This is a genomic window from Acinetobacter sp. 1125_18A, assembly GCF_052824985.1.
The window spans coordinates 239,083-265,676 of the sequence record NZ_VTDG01000006.1; the positions used below are offsets into that span (position 1 = coordinate 239,083).

A 26,594-nucleotide genomic window follows, 5' to 3' on the forward strand; every position below is an offset into this window, starting at 1 on the left:
TTGATTGATTTTCAATATAGCACAAGATGGTGTTCAACGATTTGTATCGGTGTTCATCAATTCTCCCATTGTACTGACTTTCAAGCACAAAAAAAGCCTTTCACGAGAGAAAGGCTTTGATCTGTATACTGCTTTCTATTGCGCAGATTAAGGCTGTTTTAAATAAGGCCACGCTGCTTTTAAATAAATAAACATCGACCAGAGTGTCAAGATGACCGCGGTATATAGCAAAGCATAAGCCAGTATTTCAAGCGGCTGCCAATTCAATAAAAACACCGTGATTGCAATCATCTGAAAGGCTGTTTTATATTTACCCACCGTGGAGACGGCCACATTGGTACGCGCACCTAATTCAGCCATCCATTCACGTAGTGCTGAAACTGTAATTTCACGTGAAATAATCACAATTGCAGCAAATGCCATAGTGATTGATGGTTGCCACTGCACTAAAACAATCAGTGCTGCTGCCACCATTAATTTATCTGCAACTGGATCTAAAAACCGCCCAAAAGCTGAGGTTTGATTTAAAGTTCGTGCCAGATAACCATCAAACCAATCTGTGACTGCTGCAACAACAAAAATTGCAGTCAAGATAATATGACGCGTCATACCACCTGTATGTCCAGCCACACCAATTGCAGGTGGCCAATAGGCAATAATTAAAAAAACAGGAATTAACGCGATTCGAGCAAGCGTCAAGATATTTGGAATATTCAGGATACGACCTGTAGTCATAGACACCGCCAGTGAGTCCCCTACTTACCCGAATGAAGGTAAATAATAATTTAGAGTGAAGCTCTATTTCCTTAGTACTTTAAACGATTCACATGAAACTGTCGACTAGGTAAATACCGTAACCGTCTGTCTTGCAATCGCAATGAGTCGATTTTGTTCATCCCAAAGATAGGCATGTTCTGTTGCATATCCATGCTCAGCAAAGTCTGTAATCACTTTATACTTAAACCAATCATTCAACTGATTTTGTAAAGGATGGATAAATGTCACTTGCCACGTCAGTGTACTTGCAGGTGCTGGCAGTTTAAACATCGGCAATACACCGGGTGGCCAAACATCCATTAATGTCATGATATCTGAGACATTCATTGCTCGATTGGCATGTAGCTCAGGGTCAAAACGACACCAACCTGAAAAATCAGGTTGTTTACTGCCTGACATTGGATAATTCCCTTCAGTCCATGCCAGTTGGAAATTTTTTACACACTCTGGAAAAGGTAAATATTTAGGGACAATATTAATCTGATCAAGTGGCGGAAAATCAGGGGCTTGAGGTTCTAAAGACACTTGAATTTTAGAATCCCGTTGGCTACCAAAACTTGCAATTAAAATACTTTGCACAGCCTCATTTTGCCACAATCTGACTTCAATCGTCGTGACTGATTTACCCTGTCTCAGGATTTCAGCAGTCAATTTCACTGGCGTTTCTTCAACAGGCCCAACAAAAGTGACACTACAACTTAACAACTTTTTAACTGGATCATGAATGGTTGCAATTGCTTTATGAACCAACATACCTGCAACGAGACCACCAAAGATGGTACGCCCCTGCAACCATCCTTGAGGAATATCAATCCATTCTTCCTGTTCAATCTGCTGAAATAGCGATTCTAATGACATGATCTGTCCAATTTTTCGATCTTTGCTGTACTGTTTCATATTTGACACGAGATGAAAATGATCAGTGACTCATGCGTCAATGGTTGTTTTGGCAAATGCTACTCATCATCGAGAACAATAACGGCTTTACTCATGCAACACTTTATAAATCATTCGTGCCATAACATCGCCTAGACCGGGAACATTTTTTAAGTCATGTTCAGAGGCTTTAAGTACCCCTTGAATACCACCGAAATGGGTCAGTAAATCACGGCGACGTTTTGGACCCAAGCCCGGAATAGCCTCAAGTACCGACCCTCCACGACGTTTATCCCGCTTGGCTCTATGCTTGGTAATTGCAAAGCGATGTGCCTCATCACGGACTTGCTGAATCAAATGCAGAGCTTTATGGTCTTCAGGAAGCTGAATCTTCGTGCCATCGGTAAAATGCAGTGTTTCTAAACCGGGTTTACGCCCTTCACCTTTGGAAACACCCACCATAAATGCATCTAAACCAAGCTCTTGCATAACTTCCATCGCCATATGAAGTTGCCCTTTACCCCCATCAATCAGTAATAAATCGGGTAACATGGCTTTTTTATAACGGCGTGTTAAGGCTTGGCGCATTGCGGCATAATCATCACCGCCGATAATATCTTCAATCGCAAATTGGCGATAATCACGTTTACGTGCGCCACCTGCATCAAAAACCACACATGATGCAATGGTTGCTTCGCCCATAGTATGCGAAATATCAAAGCACTCAATACGATCAACAGGTCGTCCGCAAACTTGTTCCAATTGATGAAAACGCTCATTTAATTCTAAATGATTGGCTAATTTTCCTTTAATCGCATGCTGAACATTCATTTCAGCCAACTCAAGCCATTCAGCACGAGTTTCACGAACATTGTGTTTAATCTGAATTTTCTTTTCAAACTGTTGATGTAAAGCTTCTTCTAGTTCTTTTCGGTCTGTCACATTCACATTGACAATCAGTTCAGCAGGAACTTCATCTGCGACCTGAAAATAAAAATTGGCGATAAAATCAGATAACATTTGCCCCAAATCATCATCCAACATATCGGGAAAATAACTTTTCCCACCCAGCATTTTCCCATTACGCACATGCATGATCTGTACACAGGTCACACCCGCTTGATAGGCAATGGCAAGAATATCAGCTTCGCCTTTGACTTTATAAATGGCTTGCTGTGCTTGGACATCACGCAGTAAGGCCATGCGATCACGGTAAAATACTGCTTTCTCAAATTCTAGATTTTCTGCCGCCTGCTCCATTTTTTGAATCAATTCCTGATTCAGTTCTTTGGTATCACCATTTAAAAAACGGATCGAGTTTTGGACATCTTCGTTATAGGCTTCAGCTGAAATCAACCCCACACAAGGCGCAGTACAACGCTTGATCTGATATTGCAGGCAAGGACGTTTACGCTGTGAAAAATAGCTGTTTTCACATTGGCGGACATTAAATAATTTTTGTAGAACTAAAAGTGTATCTCTTGCATTATAAGCACTTGGATAGGGGCCAAAAAATTTACCCACTTGATGTTTGCCTTTGCCTCGTCCTGAAGCAATACGTGGATAAGGTTTATCTGCGGAGACAAAAATATAGACATAGGATTTATCATCGCGCAACATAATGTTATACGGTGGGCGATGCAGTTTTATTAGATTCTGTTCGAGTAATAAAGCTTCCGTTTCAGAACGGACGACAAGGGTTTCAATATTATAAATACGTGCAACCAAAGCCTGTGTTTTCGGATGTTCAATCGTTTTGACAAAATAACTCAGTACGCGATTTTTTAGATTTTTGGCTTTTCCGACATATAATAATTCGCCCTCTTTTCCCAGCATTTTATACACACCAGGTAAAGTCGTCATATTGGCTAGAATCTTTTCGATATTTTCACGTGCGTTTTCGTTCACAGTAGACTTTTAACTTTGGACTATAAATGGATGATGTAGTTAGATCATCCATTTTTCAAGTCTATGAGTGATTCAATTTTTAAATATTATTAGTATCTAATGTCTTTATGAACCACTCATTTCCATAAAATTACTCTTCAATAAGAATATTTTAGTTATAAACTAGTCGTCTAAATATATCGTAGCCCAAGTCTCCCATAATTCTATCTTTCTTAACTCTGATAGCACATCAGGTTTGAACATCGCTGCTTTAAAAGCGATTTCGTTCATATAATCACAACTCAATTGATTAGGTTCAATTATAAATGTTTCATTTAGCGGATGATAAAATCCCCAATAAATCTTATCGTCAATAATGAGTTTTACATTTGCTCTTTCAGGCTCATTAATATCTATTTTAAACTCGAACCAACTTACTTTGTTCCACAGACCAGACCTTTGGATTTCAGAATCCTCTCTCACATGGCGAATAATCTTTTCTGGGTAAAACTCAATATACTCTTGACTACTTTGAGCTGTTTGCTTTTGCCAACAGATTGATCCTTCAGGAAATAGATTAGATGTGCCATAACCTACTCCCAGCATTGCTGCAAACACTTCAGCATTTGGGCTCTTTCTGATCATATGCATTGGATTATTTTTATCACTTTCAATGGGTTGACCTGAAACATCAATTTTCTTATATTTCCAAGACAAGACTAACGGTTTAAATGCAATATAATTACTAACCGTATATCGTAGAGTTTCCTCATCAAAATTGACTTTCTCCCCTATTAAAAACTGATAGCTTTCCATTTGAGGGGGCACAATTGTAGAAATATTCTCTTGTGTAACAAAATTTCGTAATGCTTCAGTTTTAAAAACAGGTCTATCACTATATTTTACAAAAAAATCCTTATTTGAATCAAAGTTATATATTTTATAATTTGTATAAACTGCTGAGAAAACTAATAATGATGTAAGATCGTATTCACCACTAAAAGTATCTATAGCATATATTTTATCGGGTGGTTGATAAACAGATGAATCATCCGATCCGCCACCACAAGCTGTTAAAATTAAAGCATTGATTATAAAAAATATTGTTTTTTTCATTATAGCGGTTCACTCGACTATTTATTTTGAATCATTATTAACCAATATTTCGTAAAATCACAAGTGTAAATCGCTTAAATTTCGACTGTTTTTTATTCCCACTTAGTTGATTATTAAAGTAAATTTCAAGAGACTCTCGTCTCAGTTAGGCCTTGTACTTTAAGCTTCTTTTATAAATCCCTTTTAAAACCATAAATCAACATAAAAGCCCCTCATCCTAGCCTTCTCCCAATGGGAGAAAGAACTTTCAATAGCAGTATGATTCACTTCTTATCATGATTCTGAAATATTTATCACACACGATCGCTATTATCTGTTTATTTAAATCTGAGAACTATTTACTTCTACTGCCTGACGAAAGGCCTGCTGATCTCTTGGAGAAACCAAGACCTGTTTGATTTTTCCGTCTTTCATATATTCGATTTTCAAACGATCTAAAGATAATGCAGGTGATGAAATTGAATTATTGGTTTTGCTGATCTTTTGAATATTTGCCAATGGGATATGCCATTTTAAAAATAGACTATGAATGATCAAAGCTTCATTTTCAACGATATAACGTGTATTGAAAACTGGCCACCAAATCACAGCAATGGTTAAAATATACACCGCTGTATGTTCAGGATATTCAACCATAGTGCCCTTTGCATACATGGTAAAGAGCAATTGAATCAGCAGACCTGTCATTGCGATTAAAAAGCCTAAAATCCACCAATCAATTTTAGTATGAAATTTTTGCATCACGCTCTTCAAAGTTTCCCCATATAAAATATTATTCTATCTGAATTTCGAGTTAAATATGACTATAAAATCATCGATTTACATAATAAAAAACGCCCTTTCGAGCGTTTTAATTTTTGACTGAATTTCTCAACATCAATTTTTTAAATAGCGATCAAAAATTTCAGAAAAATCATAATTCTCAATTTGTCGAATACGCTGGTTGGCATAATCTTCAACTTGTTGCGCAGTCTGATTGATGATTTCAGGTAAATTTAAAATTGCCTGCTCACTGAGCTCTCGTAAGTTAAAGATTTTCTGCACATTGTCAGTGCTTTGTAATAGCACATTACGTTTACGATTGATCTCTTTGCAGGTTTCACCAATGGTAAATAATGCTTTATAGAGATCGCGAATTTTCTCGATTTGTTTTTTATCAATATCGATAGAGAAATGCTGTTCACCTAATTGGAACTTGATTTCAGCATCTAAATCCACGGTACCAGCGGTTTCTAAAAGTACATTTTTAATTGGGTTGTGCTTATACAAGTAGCGGTACAACATGCGTTTTTTACTGATCGCACTTTTACCATCTAGGTGCATAAAGGCCACATTGGTGAAGCAATATTCATCTGTTTTGCTTTTGATGACAAAGAAAATTTTCTCGTTATCTTCATGAAAAATATAATCATCAATATCTGTTTTATTGAAATCATGCGGCTCAATAATTGTTCCAATATCACTCATACCCATCATTTCTGAAGCTAAATTTTTAAACATTTTGTGTTTTCCAGCGCTTTTATAAATTATGAAAGTAAATTAAAAAAATCGAGCGTTAAACTCAAGTCAAAATTTGTTATTAAAAAAAACGCCCTGACGGGCGCTTTAAATCAAATCATTTTTTCAAAAAATGCAATGATCTGTGACATATATGGTCGAATAAAAATCAGGAAGAAAATCCCTAACATCAAGAACCACTTTAAAAAGTAATACAACTGCCGATTGGTTTTTTTCAAGGCTTTGGCTTTAATACGGATTTGGTACACATAACCAAAAACTTTGTTTAACCCCCCTGTTTGATCGCCCGCCTCATTTGGAGAGCTGGCAGCTGTCATCACTTTTTTACCAAACCAGTGGTTAAAGCGCTGCATAAACCTTGTTTTTAATGGGCGCTCTACATCAGCAAAGAAGATAATACGATTTTGGTCTGTGGTATTTTCAGCATAATGAATATAGGTTTCATCAAAAACCACGCTTTCACCATCTCGCCATGAATAACGCTGACCATCTACGTCAATAAAGCAACGATCATCATTTGGTGTAATGAGCCCCAAGTGATAACGCAATGAACCTGCATAAGGATCACGATGGCGCACTAATCGACTATCAGGTGCAAGCTCTGTAAACATTGCCGCCTTAATACTTGGCAAATTTTTCAGCAATTCAGTTGTTTTTGGGCAAAGTTCTGCTGCTGATGGATGCGCTGAGTCATACCATTTTAGGTAAAACCGTTTCCAACCTGTTTTAAAGAATGAATTAAAGCCTAAGTCATCATATGTACTTGAAGCCTTAATTCCACCTTTGGCATATAACGCTTGCGCCTCTTCACGAATCATTTCCCAGTTTTCATCTAACACTTTTAAATCTTTAAAATGTTGTGTGTCGATATACGGCTGATTCGGCACTTTTGAAAACATATACATGAGAAAGTTAATTGGTGCGAGTATCGTTGAATGGTCAAAAAATTGACGATAAAACGAATGTCTCACTTTACCGCGATTTTGGATATACAAAGCAGAAATCACAAAAATCGCCAATATGATCCATTTAATCATACAGCACTCTTTTCATTAATCAGGTTAATCAAGCAACATGTGCTGATAGAATTTTAAATCTCAAAAGGGAGAATGTTTCTACAAATTATAACAAATCTATAAATCAAAAAGCCACAATGATCTAATTATATGTTTTTATTAATTATTATTAAAAAACCAAATTTGTAGAGGTGACTACAAATTTGGTTGAAGTTTTATTTACAAGCTTTTAAGTTATTTTCTTAATTATTCCAATCAATCAGTCTTAAAGAAGCCTCCTATGAAGTTCCTTTGTTAATAGTCATATTCGCATAGGAGATTTTATGTTAAGACTCACGACATAATTTGTCACAAAATATAATGAAGTATATTGATTTTAAATGAACACTTATTAACTTTTGTAAAGTGCATGCATCCTCATGTACATTAAAATGAGAATTAAATTATGACATTAGGTGATAATGATACATGAGAGTTTTATAAAGATTCACGAGATGAGTGGCGTTAGAGAAGAACTGCTCAAAAAGAAAGCGACTTGTTTCCAAGTCGCTTTCTTGAGGATAAATGGCAGATTTTTTAATTAATTAAAATATTGATTTAAAATACGGTTACGCATACGCCCATTATGTTAAATAACGAAAATCTTATGAATTTTACCTATGTTTTAATTCTTAATTTTCTTGTTTTGTTATGGGGTGATTAGACATGATAAACGTGTCTGAACTATTAATAGATGTAGTCTCTTGTTTTTTACTCTCAATTTGTGTGTTTTGATTATTTATTAAATTTTCTAAAGATTTTGAAATCATTGATTCATTATTTTTAACTTGAGCATCTTGTTCAGGCTCAACTCTATATTTTATATTTTTTGTTTTATTATCAATAGTATATGACTTATATGCGAGAACACTAATAATTAGCACTAGCGCAATACTACCAACATGAAAGAATTTATTTTTCATTAGACTCTTTAGTTTTTCTGTTAAATAATTTATTCTATCACAGTTAACATAAAAATGAATAGAATAAATGATGAATAATTTGTTGAAAAAAATAACAATGCTCTGTGTGTGGTTTTATGCAATTACTACATATGCAGTCACGAGTACTGATTATAGTGCGTTATCTAATAATTTAGCGATTACACCTGGAATTCAAGCTCAGACTCAAGGGTATGACTTACTTAGCGGAAAAATTATACAAAATATTCCCTTAGTTCAAGGAAGTATTCCATTTACAATGCAATATCATGCCTCATTACGCTTAAATAGCGAAGCCGGATCTGATCTTTATCAAGAACTTGAAGAAGGTGGAATTGCAGATTGGACAAATGAGTATTCAGGTTATGTTGTTACAAGTACGGCTCCTAGTACCAGTACAACACCAAATGTTAGTACATTCATTATTCAACTCCCAGGAAGTAGTGAAAAATATTTAGTTACTAAAGACGCTAATGGTGTAGTTAAGCGTCTGTATTACAGCGGCGGAGGGCAGTTTCCTACGCAAAGTTTCTACTCAACTTCATTAAGAGACATTTCATTTAACCAAGTTAATGGGGCATTAGTCATTTCTAAAGATGGTATTAAATATACTGCAGCAGTTTATAAGATATTAGATTCTGTTTTTGGAAGCACAACAACACCAAGTTATATTTATAAATTTACAAAGATTGAATTCCAAAATGGGAAAAAAATTAACTTAAACTATGATAGTTCTACTAATTTAATACAAGTTAAAGATAATAGAAATAATACATTAAATATATTAAGAGAATACAAAAAAACTGGAGCAACTAGTCAATCATATTTAGAACGCAAACTAATTACAGGTGTAGAACTTGTAAGTGGAACAAATACACAAAAATCTACGATCACTTATCAAGAAGCACAAGTCAAAAGCATTATAGACCCTACAAAAACAGAGACTCAATATACTATTACAAGTATAAATTCGATTGTTGGTGGACAAATATTTTTCCAGTATGAGAAGAATTTTAGAGGATATTGGATTCAATATGTAATGAAAAGCCTCGATCGTAACATAGTTCCTGGTATGGGGGGGGGAATATCCTATTTTAAGTCGAGTGACAGACCAAAATAATAATGTATTAAGAACATATGATTATGTATATTCAGTAAAAGTATATAATAACACTTCTACATTTTCTGATTATACGACACAAATATCAGCATGGTCAGTGATTAATGGGCAAATAGTACAAAAAAGTATTTCTGCTTATGATGATGCTAATGGAACTTTCGCAAATCAATTTATAGTAAATGGTCAGGCGCAAAATTTTAATTACTCTATAAATACAGCAAGCCTTGGAGATTATGTCCAAGAATCTAATTTAAATAAAATGCTGCAAGCATCAGTAACGATGACAATTAATAATGACTATCCTGGTATTTTAAGTGGATCGACTCCTGTAAGGTCTGTTACATATAATCCATATACGCATCGAATAAACTCATTAAAAGATTACAATAGCAATGTTTCCAATTATATTTACGATAATCTAAATAGGCTGACTCAAAAAACAGTAGCTGTTGGAAGTAAGGATAGTCAAATAACAACTTATAGCTATACCAATGTATCAGATGGCTCAATTAATAAATATCCGACACCAAATACAATTGTTACTGATAGTCAAACAGTAACCAATACCATTGATCCAAATGGATGGATTACCCAGCAGGTTATTTCATATCCTCAAGGTGGTAATAGTAAAACCATAGGATATTCATATTATACAGATGCAGCTCAAGCTAATTATGGTTTGGTGAGTAATGTGGATGGTCCACGATCGGATGTAAATGATAATGTTTCCTTCACTTACGATGGGTTTGGAAATAAAGCAACAGCGACACAAGTTGTTAATAATAGAACTATCGTTACTAAATATTTAAATTATAATTCTTTTTCTCAACCAGAACGTATTGTCTATCCATCAGGGTTGGTTGGTCAATTTATCTATGATATTGATGGTACGTTAAAAGCTAAAATTACTGGAAATGGTGGTGATACGGGCAATATTTCAGGAACTACAACGAGTTATACTTATGATTATATGAAACGTAAAAAATCGGAAACGAATCCAGATAATGAAACCACTTTATATGATTATGATGGGCTTGGTAGATTAATTAAAACAACTACTCCAGATGGAAGTATTAGCGCTCAAACATATTTTGATACAGGAGAAGTCCAGTCTATTGGTGGTGCATCTTCAACATACAATGAAATTAATAGTGTTGGGCAAATTTCTAAATCTAGAAGCGGAACAGATACTTCTGCACTATGGAAAACATTCATCTATGATGGAAATGGAAATATTACTCAAACGCAAACAGCGTTAGGGATTATTGAAAAATGGACGTATGATGCTTTAAATCGGAATACATCTTATACAGATGGTGAAGGCAATATTAGTACCAAATCTTATGATAAAACTAATAATCTTACTTCTTCCAAAGATGCAGTAAATTCTGGATCAAACCCATTTAATTATGTCAGCAGTACACTTGTTAAAGATGAAATAAACAATGATTATGCAAAAAAAAATTATGTATATAACCAACATGATCAAGTTATCAATAAATATCATGGCAGTCGTAGCTGTGAATTTGCAGGTGTCGATACATTAGGGCGAGAAGCGAGTGTAAATTGTACTAGTGAAAATTCAGGTGACCCAGCCTATGCTTATAATTATCAATATACTTATGATAATTCAAGATTTGGGCGTCTAGATCAGGTATCTTCCAACGCTTCTTTTGGTGTAGATACAAAATATAATTATGATAATTTAGATCGTATTGTTGGAAAAACTCAAACGAATAAAGCAATCTCAACTTGGGGTGGGGCAAATGGGTCACTCAGTGTGGGCTATACTTATAGTGCAGCGAATAAGATCATTTCGTTAACCCTGCCTTCAGGGAGAGTTATTAATTATAACTATGATGGAAATAAAGGCCGTTTATCATCGATAGATATTAACAATATTAGATATATTAATAATATTAATTATAATGAAAATGGATATTTATCAGGCTGGAATATTGAAAATACAAACTCTAAATTCAATATAAATTACTCCTCAGACATCAACTATGTTTCAAGTGTCATATTTAATGATAAATCTAATGCTCAGAAATTTTTAAATCAATATAATTATGATAATGATGGGAATACTATTCAAATTATTAAACCTGATGTTAAAGAAACAAATTTAATAGGAGGAAGTACTCGCATTATCAATGGTATTAGTATTACTTATGATAACAATAAAAATTTAAAAAAAGAAATTAATTTCACAAAAAAAAATAATCTTTATAGTACTGGTGTTACTTATTCTTTTAATTACGATAAAAATAATAATATAATATCTGACAATAAACTTATGCCAATATCCAGCCAGGATATTAAAAAAATATATAATTATTATATAAATACAAATAAAATTCAATTAGACAATTCAAATTATTTAAATACAGGTGAATTACGTTTATCTCCATTTATATCTGGTTATGATGGAAATGGCCAAATGCGCTATTCAGGTGGTGCTTCTGGTCAATATTACATGGCTTATAATCATAAAAATGAACGAACAGTTCGCTCATTAAATGCAGGAGGAAGTTGGTACAATGGAGCAATTCAATATATTTATGATGAAAGTAGTAATTTAATTGGTGAATATACAGCAGGTGGAACACCTATTGTAGAATATATTTGGAAAGGAAACCGTCTTGTAGCCGCTGTTTATGGTAGCGGAAATTCATCTAAAATTTATGCAGTAATTACTGATAAAAATAATACACCTCGTATGCTTTTTGATAATACTGCAAATTCTGTTGTTTGGTTATGGAAAAGTAGTGCTTTTGGAGTGGGTAAACCTACTGGAAGTATAACTTTTAATCTCCGGTTTCCTGGGCAGTATTATGATGAATTTACAGGATTACATTATAACTTAAACCGTTATTATAATCCTGATCTTGGTCGCTATATGGAGCCTGATCCAAAAGGTCTTGAAGGTGGAGTAAACCCATATATTTATGCTGGAAATAATCCAATTAATAATATAGATCCAGATGGAACTAACATTATAGATAACAGAAATGGAACTATAACTATTAGACCAAATATAATGCAAGCTCCTTCTTTAACTATTCCATATCCAAAGGGTTGGGATGCAGCTTCACGAAACTTAACACCTTCTAGCCCATACTATCATGAATATAATTATCAATTCACAGTGAGTGGAATATATGGTAAAGGTAATATTAGGAAAATCCAGAACTCTATTGAAAAAAAACCTACACCCGGAAATGGTTCTGCAAGTAAAAATGGTGCTGACATTAATGCGGAGCCGTGGAGTATTTCAAGTTTGAGTCAGTCTGTTAGATCTTTTGGAGCCATTTTTACTGATAGTCCAGTTAAATCATATACAGTACAAAATGAATATGGAACTTGGGTTTATAATGTAACACAGTCTGGTCATCCTTTAAGTAATGGCTATGTATTAAGGGGATCAATTCCTGGAGCAGAAGGTGCTCAAATTATTAATTATGGTGAGGGTAATGGATCCCTTCAGGCTAATGAGCTCACTGTTGATTTTGTAAATAGAGTGTGGATCTATGGAACACAGAATAATTTAGAATTAGCATTTCCTGGACGTTATGCTAATTATAGCGGTAATGGATATTTTAATTTATATTAATAGAGAGTGATTTTTGGTCAGATAGAGTAAATTTTGAAATGTCTGACTATATCTTAAAACAACCAAATGGTTTTTATATGTGTAAAATTAATTTTTTTATACCTTGGCTAATTTTGATTTTTCCTGGGTTGGTATCTTTTTTTTATGATCCTATTTTTTTATATCTAATATTATTTATTACATTATTTATATATATTTTTTTTGTTAAACAAAAATCAATTTTTTATTTTTATTGCTTTGCATATATATTTTTTATGATTTTCCCACCATATCATAATTTCATACATCCCATAATGACTGGTGAATCTCCATTAATTGCATTAACTAATACAGTTAAAATTAAATCATTAGAACCCATGAAAAATTTTATTCAAATAATTTTATTTTCTATTTTATTTATTTGGTCATTGAAAAAAATATTTAAAGTTGATTTATAAAATAAATTAGAAGTGGATCATAAACTTTAAAAACATGTTATTGTTTTTATACATTTAAATTTTAGGTGAAAAATACAAAAAAATATTCATGTAGATAGTTCCATATAAGGGCGAGCTAAATTTTAATATTGGTGAACCATAGTTAATATTATTGTCTGGTATAGCTATATGTTCAAGTAGAATCCAATCATCCAATGTTGTTCGGGCGATATTGAAAGTGGTGCAGGTATTTTGATTTATGGTTGCTCTTTTTGTAGAACTCCATGACTTTCTTGCGTAAGTCTTCTGAATATATTTTTGGCATATGAGTAAGCAATCTAAAAGGTTTTATCTATTGTAGCTCAAAAAAGCCTCCTAGCTATCTGTAGAAAACATTCAATAGATTATAAAGGCTTCCTAAACATATAATTAAATTTTACACTAATTGACCTTAATGACAAAAAAAATGAATCACTATGAATGGCTATTCTTATTCCTTTTTCTAAAGAAAGGCACAAAAGAATTTACATTAAATAAATAAATTTCAAATATTTATGAAAAAAAAGTATAAAAATCTTAAAATTTAAAAGCTTAATTTAATCTTCTATTCAAAAAAAATTGATGACCCTTGCGTCACGGCTTGATACAACTTGTTAGGTTATTTTTAGATATAGTTATCGTAAGATTAGTGAAGTCGAAATGTGTGCGGGAATTGCATACACACTTCAAAACATCAACTTAAGAAGTCCTCCAAAAAAGGAGATCAGGGCATGATCCACGCTGGCAATGCCATTACCGTCCAATTGCTTTCGGACGGAATTGCAGAATTCCGCTTTGACTTACAAGGTGAGTCGGTTAACAAATTCAACCGTGCAACGATTGAAGACTTTAAAGCTGCTATTGAAGCTGTAAAAAATAACAGTGAAGTGAAAGGTCTCATCGTTACCTCTGGTAAATCAACATTTATCGTTGGTGCAGACATTACTGAGTTTGGTGAAAACTTTAAGCAAGGTGAAAGTGCAATTGTAGAATGGGCAATGCCTGTTCACGAGATTTTTAACGCTTTTGAAGATCTAGAGATTCCTAAAGTTGCTGCGATCAATGGTATTGCATTGGGCGGCGGTTTTGAAATGTGTTTGGTCTGTGACTACCGCGTAATGTCAAATGCTGCAACAGTAGGCTTACCAGAAGTTAAACTGGGTATCATTCCTGGTTTCGGTGGTACTGTTCGTCTAAGCCGTTTGATTGGTATTGACAATGCGGTTGAGTGGATCGCGACTTCAGCAAACAAACGTCCAGATGCTGCGCTGAAAGACGGTGCTGTAGATGCAGTTGTTGCAGCTGACAAACTCCAAGAAGCTGCGATTGATCTTGTTAAACAAGCAATCTCTGGTCGTTTAGACTGGAAAGCAAAACGTCAAGAAAAATTAGAGCCTGTTAAATTAGACATGCTTGAACAAATGATGGCGTTTAACTCATCTAAAGGTGTGGTCCTTGCGAAAGCAAACCCTGCTCAATACCCTGCGCCAAAACTTCTTCTTGATTCACTTCAAGCGGGTGTAAGTCAAAAACGTGATGAAGCGTTAAAAATTGAAGCTGAAGCATTTGCTAAAGCTGCGATTACACCACAAGCAGGTGCATTGATCGGTTTATTCATCAATGACCAAGTTGTGAAAAAAGCCTCTAAAAAACATGAGAAAGGTGCTCACCCTGTTAACCAAGCAGCTGTTTTAGGTGCGGGTATTATGGGTGGCGGTATTGCTTATCAAGCGGCAAGCAAAGGCACACCAATCATCATGAAAGACATCGGTAACCCACAGCTTGCTTTGGGTATGTCTGAAGCGAATGGCTTGTTGACTAAACAAGTTGAACGTAAAAAGATGACACCTGCAAAAATGGGTGAAACACTTGCACGTATCCGTCCTACTTTAAGCTATGACGAGTTTAAAGAAGTCGACATCGTGATTGAAGCAGTCACAGAGAATCCTAAAATCAAGGAAGCTGTGTTACGTGATACAGAAGCAAAAGTTCGTGACAACACAATCATTGCTTCAAATACCTCTACGATTTCAATCACGCGTCTTGCAAATGCATTGACTCGTCCTGAAAACTTCGTGGGTATGCACTTCTTTAACCCAGTTCACATGATGCCTTTGGTTGAAGTGATCCGTGGTGAGAAAACATCTGAAGAAGCAATTGCTACAACTGTTGTTCTTGCTCAGAAAATGGGTAAAACACCAATCGTTGTAAACGATTGTCCTGGCTTCCTTGTAAACCGTGTATTGTTCCCTTACTTTGGTGCGTTTGACCTTCTGCTTAAAGATGGCGCAGACTTCCAACAAGTTGACAAAGTCATGGAAAAATTCGGCTGGCCTATGGGACCTGCTTATTTGATCGACGTTGTGGGTATAGACACTGGTGTGCATGGTGCTGAAGTTATGGCTGAAGGTTTCCCAGACCGCATGAAGCCTGACTATAAAGGCGCGATCGAAATCATGTACGAAAACAAACGTCTTGGTCAAAAAAATGACATCGGTTTCTACAAATACGAGCTTGATCGTAAAGGTAAGAAAGCGAAATCTATTGATCCAACTGCGTATGAGCTTGTTGCAACGATGGCAACAACTGAAAAGCACGAGTTTGATGCTCAAGAAATTATTGACCGTATGATGCTCGCGTTCTGTAACGAGACTGTTCGTTGCTTAGAGGACAACATTGTTTCTACTGCTTCTGAAGCAGATATGGCAATGATCATGGGTGTAGGTTTCCCTCCATTCCGTGGTGGTCCAGCGCGTTACATCGACCAAACAGGTGTTGCTGAATATGTTGCGCTTTGCGACAAATATGCACACTTAGGTAAGGCTTATGAAGCGCCACAAATGTTGCGTGACATGGCTGCAAACAACAAAAAATTCTACGGTTAAGGAGCAACGTGAATGGCTACTTTAAATCCACGTGACGTTGTCATCGTTGATGGCGTACGTTCTGCAATGGGTAAAACCAAAAACGGTATGTTCCGCAATGTACGTGCTGACAGCTTATCTGCTGAATTGGTACGTGCTTTAGTTGCTCGTAACCAGTTTGATGTAAATGAAGTTGAAGATTTGATCTGGGGTTGTGTTAACCAAACCCTAGAACAAGGTATGAACATTGGCCGTAACATCGTGTTATTGGCTGACTTGCCGAAGACTGTTGGTGGTCAAACTGTAAACCGCCTCTGTGGTTCTTCTATGCAGTCAATCCATACTGCTGCGGCGCAAATTGCAACCAACCAAGGTGATGTATTCATCATCGGTGGTGTAGAGCACATGGGTCACGTTGGTATGATGCACGGCATCGACCTTAACCCAGAAGCATCTAAGCATTATGCGAAAGCATCTAACATGATGGGCTTAACTGCTGAAATGTTAGGTCGTATGAACGGCATTAGCCGTGACGAACAAGATGCGTTTGGTGTTGAATCTCATCGTCGCGCTTGGGCTGCAACTCAAGAAGGTCGTTTCAAAAACGAAATCGTGGGTGTTGAAGGTCATGATGCCAATGGCTTCAAAATCCTTTGCGACATCGATGAAGTAATCCGTCCAGATGCAAACCTTGAAGCATTCAAAGCATTACGTCCAGTATTTGATCCTAAAGGTGGTACTGTAACTGCTGCGACTTCTTCGGCATTGTCTGATGGTGCATCGGCAATGTTGTTAATGTCTGCTGAACGTGCTCAAGCTTTAGGTCTTAAGCCACGTGCTGTGATTCGCTCTATGGCGATTGCAGGCTGTGATGCTGCGATTATGGGTTATGGTCCTGTTCCTGCAACACAGAAAGCGCTTAAACGTGCTGGCTTAACGATGGAAGACATTCAAACCATCGAGTTAAACGAAGCATTTGCTGCTCAAGGTCTTTCTGTAATGAAAGGCTTGAACATCTATGACAAGCAAGACAAGATCAACTTAAACGGCGGTGCGATTGCATTGGGTCACCCATTGGGTTGTTCTGGCGCACGTATCACCACTACATTGTTGAACGTGATGGAACAACAAGATACTCAAATCGGTCTTGCAACGATGTGTATCGGTCTTGGCCAAGGTATCGCGACAATTATCGAACGTGTTTAATTCTTAATTAAATACTAAGATATAAAATCCCCGCTTAATGCGGGGATTTTTATTAATTAAGATATTCCTTACATTCTTCTTCTATTTTCTCTTTTAAACTTTCATAAGAAGATAATATTTTCTCATAATTAATTTTCTCTCTTCCTTTATATTGAGCAACCAATATAGATAAATCACTCAAATTGGTTAATTGAATTTGATTATTAATAACTTGATAGGGATTTATTATAACCCTTTCATCATCAAGCTCTTTAATAACTAAATCTTCATATTCATTTAATATTTCTGGAACTTTAATTTTTTCAAAATCGAATAAATCATAATAACTTCTAAGACTACTTTCACCCAATGAATCAATAGCTTGCCTAATAAACCTAAAAACATCTCTAATAGATTTTATTTCATCTTTTACTACTTCATCTTTTATTTCCAACCACTTTATATCTTCATCAATAATTTTATCAAAACCATTGTTATTGAATTTTGAAACAAAAATACAACTTACTCCTATATACCCATCTTTATTCATAGAATACATTTTATGTGAATTAAAAACTTCACCAGGATACTTGTGCTTCAATATTTTAAAAATTTCTAAAACTTTTTCGTGACTAGTAATAAAGTATTTTATATTACCACACAAGTCTTCAAAATTAACTCTAAATTTAAAAGGAAGATATCTTGGTGTAAAAAACACATAAAACTCCTCAATTTCTTCTAGTTCATTTAGACATTTATCATTTTCCGTCCCCTCATCACTAGTAAATTCGAATTTAAAATCACGAAATTTATTATTTTCGAGTTTTAAATTCTTAAACTCATGAGCGTAAATTTTTAATAACATTGATGTTTCATTAGTGTCATTTTCAGATATATACTTTCCCATATACTCAAAAATTTCATCTTCAATTTTTTTTAAAAAGTTTTCTTTCCAACGATCTCTACTAATATTTAGAACTTCCGAAGGATCTAAGCTATAAAAATCGATATGCACACCACATAATAATTTTCTTATTTTACTATCATATCTGTCAATTCGGGTATTTTGCCCTCTAAAACCCAAAAATTGCCTAAAATTATTTAGCTCAAATTTATAAGCTATACAATTTTTGCCATCCCAACGAATATTTTCTATATTTTTTTCCGAACAAATAGGGCTATTCACAATAATATTCTTTGTAATATTATTTAATTCTTTTTCTCTCCATTTTATATCAAAAACATCTCTATCCCAATATTTCCCGGCACTTTCTGAGTTTAAGAAACCCCATCTACTAAAATCAAAATTACTCTTTATTACTACTGAAAGCTCTGCTCCATATTCTCTATATAGTTCACCATCTATTTTCGTAATAAAACAATATCCCTGTTTTCCCCCAAGCGGTGAGAACATCTCTATTTCAAGCACTTCATTATTTATATAACTACAAGTTTTAAATTGAATTTTCTTATCTTGCTCATCTAAATCTCTATCTAATAGTAAAAATGCACTTTGAAGTCCAATACCAAATTTTCCTGAAGGCCTCATCCAAATAGGCATTTCTTCTACCATTTTTATCTTTTCTAAATTCTTATAGGATCCTGCCATATTCTGCATGTGTACTAAATCATTTTTACTAATTCCTATACCTTTATCTTTAATTGTAAATTTCCAAATAGCATCTAAGGTTCCATCAATATCTTTTAGTTTTTTCAAATCAACCGATATTTGATAATCCTCTATAATTTCTAAATATCTTTTATGATATGGATTTAATCTTCTTAATTCATCTTTATGTTCGAACCAAACCCTTATCATTGTCGAATCAATCGCATTTTGAATCAATTCCCTATAAATACTATTTTTATTTGCATATAGATTTGAACCTTGTAATATTTCTATTCCATTTTTTTCATCAATAGTAAACTTCATAGGCTTATTCTTAAGTAAAATTTTTTCCTTTCTAATATCCTTTGAATATTCTATCTTCATCCTTACTTCTAGTTGCTCAATAGTTGGAAGTGAGCCAAACTTTAAGTCAGGTACAATTAAATTCCATTGCGACATTTGATTTTGAAATTCTTCACGTATCCACCCAAACCAATTTTGAGTTTCTACATAAGACATTTCATCTGGGCATTCAGCGACAAGCTTTACGGTTCGTTTATCCAACTGAAACTCACGTAAAGAGAGGTGCTTATCATGATGATGTTGACTCACGGAAGGCATATTACTGACATGTTTTGCCATAACAGGGCAAAAACGATTGTCATCAAGATCAAACAAATCACCTAATCGTAGAAGACAAGCAACAAAAAGTGGATGACAATCTTCTGTTCCTAAACCTGTTTGACAACGGGGTAGAACTTCCATCATTTTTTCAAAGTTCATTCCATGTCCAACACAAATACTTCCTAAATATCGGAACAACCTTGTGGGCAGTAACTCTGTACGTGGTGTATTAATTCCTAAATTTTTGTAGTCTTCTAGAACTATATTTCCAATTCTATTTGCATGCTCCTTACGGAAATATTCAGCAATTAACTGTCGATATTTTTCAACACCATCAAACGGATGCTTTTCTAATGCTATCGCACCTTGCCAATTATCATTTAAAAAAACTTTAGCAAACTCATACAGCTCTGAACTCTTATTTTGCACTATCTCATGAAGCATCTTTTTAAAGTTTTCTTCATCATGAACTTTTTTTGCTTTTTCTGCATCCACGAGCATTCCAGCATCATGCCAATATGCTGCTTCAAGAATTAACCAAGTATCTGTTGCACTAAGCAAATCAATATCGTCTCCTAAAAGACGCTCAATGTTGACTAAAATCTGCTGTGAATGTGAAGCATTATGATTGCTAAAATGTGGATAAAAACCACCAATATTTTCTAAAGCTTTACCTACAAGCTTTTGATCGAATTCCCACTGCGACAGTAAAATTTTTACATTGTCATCTTCTTCACATTTCTTTTTTAAATGGGCTATTAAATTAGTGCTCATAGCTATTCATCAATTATTATAAACTTATTGATATACTAACAAATATTCTAATTAAATCACTATTTAGACGATTATTCTTTTCACTCAAATTTTAGATTCATAATCAATAAAAAGCCAATCAACAGATTGGCTTAATGAAATAATCAAAATTTTAAATAACGAATCACTTCGGTAAGCCACTTCGCCATTTATCACCTAACATCAAATCTAAACGGTCAGCATCGATATTCAACTTAAAAGTTCCATTACGTACCGCTTCTAAGGCTTTCTCGCGATTCATCCCCATCGAAAGTGGCTCCATCATGGTAAACAAACCTGCTGTAGGATCAGAGGACTGTAAACCAGCAGCCACAGCCAAAACATACTCTCTAAGTAATGGTGAAGAAATTTGATTTATATTCGGTTCAGAGGCTTTAGGCTGCATATCAAGCACAGCAAAATTATCGCCTATCACATAATTTTGGATCTCATTCTCTTTTTTAATGATCTGATGTTGTAACGCTTTACGCACATCCTTATCTTCTTGATAAGGAATAACACCTACAGCTTCTTGACGTAGTTCAGAATCCGCCATCACTTTAATGGTAGGCAATGAGGCAACTTCTTCTGCCTGTACAGTGGGTAACCAAACAGAAAGAGCCGTTGCAAGTATCGAAACTTTGATAAAGTTCATACATTTCACCTAAAAAATAAATCATCCTATACATTCAATAAAATGATTCAATACATTTAATATTGTCTATTAAATAGGCTATAACAAATTATAGCGAGATTCACTAAAGCTCAGATAAACGGTAAATACTGTTAAAATTCTGAAATAAAGATTAAATAGGTTTTACTCACTCAACAGCTTGAATAAAGCCACCGATAAATTTTTCCAACTGATCCGCTTCAGTTTATAAGAGGTCTATTATGAATCTTGCTAAAGTTGCTGAAATAACTCAAGTCAGCCCGCGAATGCTCCGTTATTACGAAGAGCTAGGATTAATTCGTCCGCAACGAACAGCGAATCACTATCGAGATTATAATCAAGCAAACATCGAGGATATTCAAAAAATTAAAGTTCTCAATGATGCCGGCATGCATTTAAAAGACATTAAATTATTATTGCCATGTTTCGATTTGGCTGAGGAAAAACTTACCTTATGCCCAGTTGCCAAAGAGACATTAGAAATGGAGTTAGAACATATTTCAGAAAAATTAGCCAAACTCAAAAAATCTCAAAGCTTATTAGCATCTTTTTTAATGCAAGGAAAAGTTGAAGAAACCAAGCGCTAATCGAGATCAACCTCATTGAAGCGCTTTGACTCGCTCTTTTTCTTCACTATTCATATCCTTCCAAGCTTTTCGATCATTCCAAAACCAATAGCCATTTTTATCCTGTGCCATACATCCCGCATCAGATTTAGTTTTAAAACTTGCATAATCAGCATCGTCAAGTTTGCCAAAACGTTCTTCATAAATATTGTGCTTGTCTTTTGCATAACAATCTCCGAGCAACTCAAAACTACTGGCATCTGCACCCTCTAAAATAGAAAAACTGCCCCCATCCAGCATGCTAAAGTAGCGATAAACATGCCGTTTATCTTTATACAAATTAGAAGGGTTTAACTGCTTGAAGCTCGCTAAATCTATAGTGTCATTCAAAGAAGGCCCATCTTCACCACCAAAACCCAAATGTCGATAAAAACGCTCACCCATGATCGACAGGCTTTTGCTGGGCAGAACATGTTCAGATAGAAACATGCTACAACGATTTGCATAAGGAAACTTTAAAGCCAATTCTCGTTGAGGATTGATATATAAATTGTCCCGCACAAGCGTCCATTGCTGATTTTCCTGCTCAGCATTTAAAGCCGCTTGCTTTTCCTCCACGATACATTGGTCATACTCAATTTGTTCAGCACATAAAATAGGGGCTAAGCCTAAAAAATGCTTCCATCCATAAACCTTTTTATAAGTATCGGCATCCAGAATTGTGTCTTGATCAATTTGATAAACACCAAAATGATAACGATATAAAGCAACACTTTTACAATCCTGCTGAACGAGAATTGGCGTCTGGTAGACATAGCCAATTCCACCCAGCAATAGCAGTGTACATATTGCAAAAAACAGGCATACTTTTATATTTTTCATTCATTTACTTCTAAAATTTACAAGGCTTCTTCTAATACTTCCGCATTTTGCTCTTTTTTCTGATTGATTTGGCTATTCAATTTCAGTACATCCTGAAATAACTGATTAAATTGTTTCACTTGAGCATCTTCCTTAAACAAAATTTGATTGCCCTGCTTCTGCCACTCATATTTTTTTAACAAATCAAACATGGTTTCAGCTTTACCTAAAATTTGTAGCTCATTTAAGATTAAGGTATTTTCAAGGTCAAGTTCAGCATTCTGTTCAAGCTTATCCTGTAGTGGTTTCTTGAGGTCTTTACGCAAATCTATTTTTTTTAATTCGTTTAAAGCCTCGGTTTTATTTTGTCGATTTTTTTGCTGATATTGCTGCATTGCCTGTCGTACAGTCACCAGCATCTGTGTTGTTTCTACATAGTTCTGTTTACGGTCTGCATCCAAACGATTTACATCTAAAAAATGATCCCATTTGGCTGCTGCAAGCTGATTTAAATAAGTATTTCGTGTATCAACATTCTTGGCCCAATATTTCAATAAAAACTCAGACAAGGTTTTGTAATCACCTTTGAGCCGATTATCATGAATATCAATATTTACTGGTTTAGAACGGTCTTGGGCTTGTTCAGAAAGTTGCCGCATTTTTTCAGTCATCACCAAATCAAATGCTTGACGATTGGCTTCTTCATTCTTTATTGAACTATGGTCATAGTAGAAAAATCCAATAACAGCCAGAAAAATGATACCGAAAACAATCAAAAGTCGACGCATACCAAGCTCCGAACATCCTTATAGATTACTTAGAATATCCTAAGCGACTCTTTTTTGTATATTAATTATGCAAAATAACAATAAATAACCTTTGCTGAATAAGCTTAAAATGAGCATCGCTTAAAAGTTTCACTTTAAATTTATGCAAACAAACCCCATCATAATCCAGAATTAGATTGTAGAGATTTCCCATGCGCGTAGATATTTGGTCAGATGTGGTTTGTCCTTTTTGCTATATCGGTAAAAAACGTTTAGAAGCTGCTGCTGAACAAGCAGGTATTGAACTTGAAGTCCATTGGCACAGTTTTGAACTTGATCCTGAAGCACCTACGCGTCAAGAAGTTTCAAACTCTGAACGTCTTGCGCAAAAATATGGACGTAGCATCCCTGAAGTCGAAGATATGCAACGCAATATTGCAGCAATGGCAAAAGAAGAAGGCATCCAATTTAACTGGGAAAATGCCAACTCAGGAAATACCTTTAATGCCCATCGTATCATTCACCTTGCACAAAGTAAGGGTTTAGGTTCAGAAGCGGAAGAAGCTTTTTTCTATAGCTATATGACACAAGGCCTACCGATTGGTGAGCGTGAAACAATTGAAGATGTCGCATCTCGTATTGGCTTAAATCCGATCGAAGTTGATGATGTTCTAGACTCTGAAGAATATGCTGACTTTGTAAAATTCGATGAACAAGTTGCTCATGAACAATTAAAAGTAACAGGTGTACCATTCTTTGTCTTTGATCAACGTGTGGCTTTAGCGGGTGCTCAACCACGTGAAGTCTTTGTACAAGTGTTAGAAAAAGCCCTGGAAACTGCAAATGATGCTGAGATCGAGCAACAGGATGGCCCTGTTTGTGCTGATGACTCTTGTGAAGTTCCAAACAAATAAAATCAGCTACTGGAGAAATTCCTTGAAGGAGTTTCTTCAGTATTCAATAAGCATAGTAATATTTAAGAAAATGGTTAAAAAACCAACATAAACTGATCATAAAAATATACTAATGATTTCTACGCTTTATTTTTAATGGGTCATTTTTTAAAATTTTACGTGCCATTTTTGCAATACAGCGTTGCAGAAAAGGAACTATTCATCACCTTTTTCTTAGACTAAGATCTGTAAATATTTTTCGTTCCCACGAAATTCATGCGCTGTAGTTTCTTTTTTAATTTTCTTATTTTTTTAAGACACAACACCTCCTTTTTGAGGTGTTTTTGTTTATGCCACAATAAAATCGGCCTTGAGGATAAAATTAAAGTTATCCACAACAGCGTATAATTTTTCTTCATTCTCGATTTTCAAACGTGCATGGCAGCTATAGTCAAACCACCTAATTATTAATACAAGTGATTTGCATCAAGTGATTGATCAGAAATGAAGCTTATATTTTTGTATGAGCTTTTTAAAACTATTAGTTATCAATTCGTTTTTGTGCTTTTGAATCATAGATGGTTATCCTATCGTGGGGCGACAGGGATGTCGCTGTTGGGCGGGGGTATAGGACGTACCCCTCGCCCAGCAAAAGATTTTTGTCCCTTTTTATCTCTAAAAAGGGAGGCATCACCTACGCAAAAAGATTTAAACTTTGAATGTAAGGTGTGGCATTGCAAGCTTTTTATAATCAAAAAATTTTCCATTCAATTGATTTTACTAAAAATATTAATTAAGAGAAATTATATTCTTTTGTGTAAATTTTTTGATAGATTGACGATATTAGGCTTCTTTCATAAGTCCTTTTTAAAACTATAAATCAACATAAAATCCCCCTCATCCTAGCTTTCTCCCAGAGGGAGAAGGAACTTTCAATACGCAAAAGAATTTTTAGCTTAAAAGTTTTACTACAATTGGGCTGTGGATAATAAAAGCACTGATCTATTAAAAAACAGCTTAAACTGCGCTTTGGTTCGCGATATCGCTGATAGAATGCGTTTCATTTTAAATAAATTTATGTTTTTTGTACTTAAAATAGCGATTCCATTGAAATTCAGTGTTTTTTTAAGGCATAGTTATACTGAAAATTAAAAACTGAATGATTCAAAGTTTAAGAAGTGTGCATATGAATAAAATATCAATCTTCTCAAAACTACCTTATGTCTTAATATTAGGCGGTTTTTTTGGGAACGCTGCATTTGCAGAAGTAAATAGCAGTCTTGAAGCGAATGCTAAAACGGGGAAAGTCGATCAGCAACCTTCTTTAGCCACCACCAAAGAAAATGAGATCGGCTTGCTCAACTATATTCCAAAAATTGTTGACTCAACACCGACCATTTTTCCTGAACAATCTGATCAGGTTATTGTTCCTCCAACAGATGCGACAGAAGATCAAACTTGGGCCGACAAAAAGCAGAAAAAGATTAGCAATTGGGCAGACCGTACAGCCAATAAAATGGACAACTGGTTTGGAAAAACTGATCCGGCACATCCAGCATCAGCAACGTTGCGGATCATTGTTGATAATCAATGGAACAAACATGATGGTTATGATGTCAATCCACGTATTCGAGGGAAAGTAAAATTACCCACACTTGAAAACCGTTTAAGTGTGGTCTTTGGTGATGATTCATTAGATGATGAAATTTCCAATAATATTGCGATCAATAACAATCATGCTGATGGCAATCCAGATAAACGAGTGGATGGAAAACAAATTCGTGATGATAACAGCTCGATTGCTTTACGTTGGTCACAGCTTTCTAAACGCTTACCTTTTGACATAGATGCAGACCTTGGTATTCGTTCAGGCGATGATATTTATGCACGTTTAAAGGCCCAAAAGGATTGGAAACTGGGGAATGATTTTACTTTTCATGCAGAACAAATTTATCGCTATGGAATCGACAGTGAAAACTATTTAAGAACCAACTTAGAGCTAACCCATGCTCGCCCCAATCAGCCCTTTATTTCTAACCAATTCTATGTGACGTATGCAGATGAACAAGACGATGATTTAACTTGGGATAACCGTACTTATCGTCAACATCAGTTCTTTAAAAACAATCGCTTTAACTACGGTATCTACACTGGCGGTTATTATAATGATAATGATCTTAAATTAAACAGTTGGGGGCCTTTTGTGTCTTGGCGACAACCTGTTTGGCGTGAATGGTTTTACGTACAAGGTGATTTAAATTATTTTAATGATCGTCGTGAAGATCGTAGCCATTTCCCAAGTGCTTTGGTCCGTTTAGAAGCGTTATTTTAAGCATAAGCTGAATCTTTAAGCTGAACTGTGGATAAGTTTCGACTTATCCACTGCTGTTTATAAAACG

The 26,594-nt window shown here is 35.0% G+C and carries 19 protein-coding genes; 7 read left to right on the forward strand and 12 right to left on the reverse strand.

The genetic code is table 11. The features are described 5' to 3' along the window. Positions 1-147: 147 nt before the first annotated feature. The 8 genes from pgsA to FY049_RS13095 form a co-directional block, all read right to left on the reverse strand. A complete protein-coding gene (pgsA, locus tag FY049_RS13060; protein ID WP_004718416.1) occupies positions 148-735 on the reverse strand; it encodes a CDP-diacylglycerol--glycerol-3-phosphate 3-phosphatidyltransferase in 588 nt (195 codons plus the stop codon). 105 nt (positions 736-840) lie between these two features. Beyond that, positions 841-1,635, reverse strand: a complete 795-nt coding sequence (locus FY049_RS13065) for a thioesterase family protein (protein WP_056516553.1) — start codon at positions 1,633-1,635, stop codon at positions 841-843. Positions 1,636-1,761: 126 nt separating this feature from the next. Continuing rightward, entirely contained in the window at positions 1,762-3,561 is a 1,800-nt protein-coding gene (gene uvrC / locus FY049_RS13070; RefSeq protein ID WP_081409380.1) for an excinuclease ABC subunit UvrC, read from the reverse strand. Between the two features lie 162 nt (positions 3,562-3,723). After that, on the reverse strand, positions 3,724-4,656 hold the full coding sequence (locus FY049_RS13075) for a hypothetical protein (RefSeq protein WP_446083812.1): 933 nt from the start codon (positions 4,654-4,656) through the stop codon (positions 3,724-3,726). Between the two features lie 321 nt (positions 4,657-4,977). Continuing rightward, the gene (locus tag FY049_RS13080) at positions 4,978-5,397 is read right to left on the reverse strand and encodes a PH domain-containing protein (protein WP_419279657.1); all 420 of its coding nucleotides are present in this window, start codon (positions 5,395-5,397) and stop codon (positions 4,978-4,980) included. 135 nt (positions 5,398-5,532) lie between these two features. Further along, positions 5,533-6,156: a PH domain-containing protein gene (locus tag FY049_RS13085; RefSeq protein WP_446083813.1), complete on the reverse strand. Its 624-nt coding sequence runs from the start codon at positions 6,154-6,156 to the stop codon at positions 5,533-5,535. Positions 6,157-6,266: 110 nt separating this feature from the next. Then, positions 6,267-7,211 carry a lipid A hydroxylase LpxO gene (lpxO, locus tag FY049_RS13090; protein WP_056516540.1) on the reverse strand — a complete coding sequence of 315 codons (945 nt, stop codon included), beginning with the start codon at positions 7,209-7,211 and terminating at the stop codon, positions 6,267-6,269. 650 nt (positions 7,212-7,861) lie between these two features. Then, entirely contained in the window at positions 7,862-8,152 is a 291-nt protein-coding gene (locus FY049_RS13095; RefSeq protein WP_446083814.1) for a hypothetical protein, read from the reverse strand. A 67-nt stretch (positions 8,153-8,219) separates the two neighbouring features. Here FY049_RS13095 and FY049_RS13100 point away from each other — a divergent pair, with 67 nt between their 5' ends. The 4 genes from FY049_RS13100 to fadA all read left to right on the forward strand — a co-directional run bounded on the left by FY049_RS13100 (position 8,220) and on the right by fadA (position 17,431). Next, on the forward strand, positions 8,220-9,290 hold the full coding sequence (locus FY049_RS13100; RefSeq protein WP_446083815.1) for a hypothetical protein: 1,071 nt from the start codon (positions 8,220-8,222) through the stop codon (positions 9,288-9,290). Beyond that, the gene (locus FY049_RS13105; protein ID WP_446083816.1) at positions 9,274-12,906 is read left to right on the forward strand and encodes an RHS repeat-associated core domain-containing protein; all 3,633 of its coding nucleotides are present in this window, start codon (positions 9,274-9,276) and stop codon (positions 12,904-12,906) included. Before FY049_RS13100 ends, FY049_RS13105 begins: the two co-directional genes overlap by 17 nt. A gap of 1,186 nt (positions 12,907-14,092) precedes the next feature. Next, entirely contained in the window at positions 14,093-16,246 is a 2,154-nt protein-coding gene (fadB, locus tag FY049_RS13110; RefSeq protein ID WP_004718440.1) for a fatty acid oxidation complex subunit alpha FadB, read from the forward strand. 12 nt (positions 16,247-16,258) lie between these two features. Beyond that, a complete protein-coding gene (fadA, locus tag FY049_RS13115; protein ID WP_004718442.1) occupies positions 16,259-17,431 on the forward strand; it encodes an acetyl-CoA C-acyltransferase FadA in 1,173 nt (390 codons plus the stop codon). A gap of 52 nt (positions 17,432-17,483) precedes the next feature. On the opposite strand, the gene FY049_RS13120 is transcribed toward fadA, so the two are convergent. After that, positions 17,484-20,417, reverse strand: a complete 2,934-nt coding sequence (locus FY049_RS13120; RefSeq protein ID WP_446083817.1) for an HD domain-containing protein — start codon at positions 20,415-20,417, stop codon at positions 17,484-17,486. 163 nt (positions 20,418-20,580) lie between these two features. After that, entirely contained in the window at positions 20,581-21,090 is a 510-nt protein-coding gene (locus FY049_RS13125; protein WP_154129327.1) for a hypothetical protein, read from the reverse strand. Between the two features lie 239 nt (positions 21,091-21,329). Here FY049_RS13125 and FY049_RS13130 point away from each other — a divergent pair, with 239 nt between their 5' ends. Further along, positions 21,330-21,695 (forward strand): MerR family transcriptional regulator, encoded by a 366-nt coding sequence (locus FY049_RS13130; RefSeq protein ID WP_105714613.1) that lies wholly within the window; start codon positions 21,330-21,332, stop codon positions 21,693-21,695. Between the two features lie 12 nt (positions 21,696-21,707). On the opposite strand, the gene FY049_RS13135 is transcribed toward FY049_RS13130, so the two are convergent. Beyond that, positions 21,708-22,556, reverse strand: a complete 849-nt coding sequence (locus tag FY049_RS13135; protein ID WP_446083818.1) for a DKNYY domain-containing protein — start codon at positions 22,554-22,556, stop codon at positions 21,708-21,710. A gap of 17 nt (positions 22,557-22,573) precedes the next feature. Beyond that, positions 22,574-23,323 (reverse strand): hypothetical protein, encoded by a 750-nt coding sequence (locus FY049_RS13140; protein WP_446083819.1) that lies wholly within the window; start codon positions 23,321-23,323, stop codon positions 22,574-22,576. Positions 23,324-23,514: 191 nt separating this feature from the next. On the opposite strand from FY049_RS13140, the gene FY049_RS13145 reads away from it, so the two are divergent. Next, complete coding sequence (locus FY049_RS13145) at positions 23,515-24,216, forward strand: DsbA family oxidoreductase (RefSeq protein ID WP_004718454.1); 702 nt, start codon at positions 23,515-23,517, stop codon at positions 24,214-24,216. Between the two features lie 1,165 nt (positions 24,217-25,381). Further along, positions 25,382-26,527, forward strand: a complete 1,146-nt coding sequence (locus FY049_RS13150) for a hypothetical protein (RefSeq protein ID WP_035372393.1) — start codon at positions 25,382-25,384, stop codon at positions 26,525-26,527. Positions 26,528-26,594 lie beyond the last annotated feature (67 nt).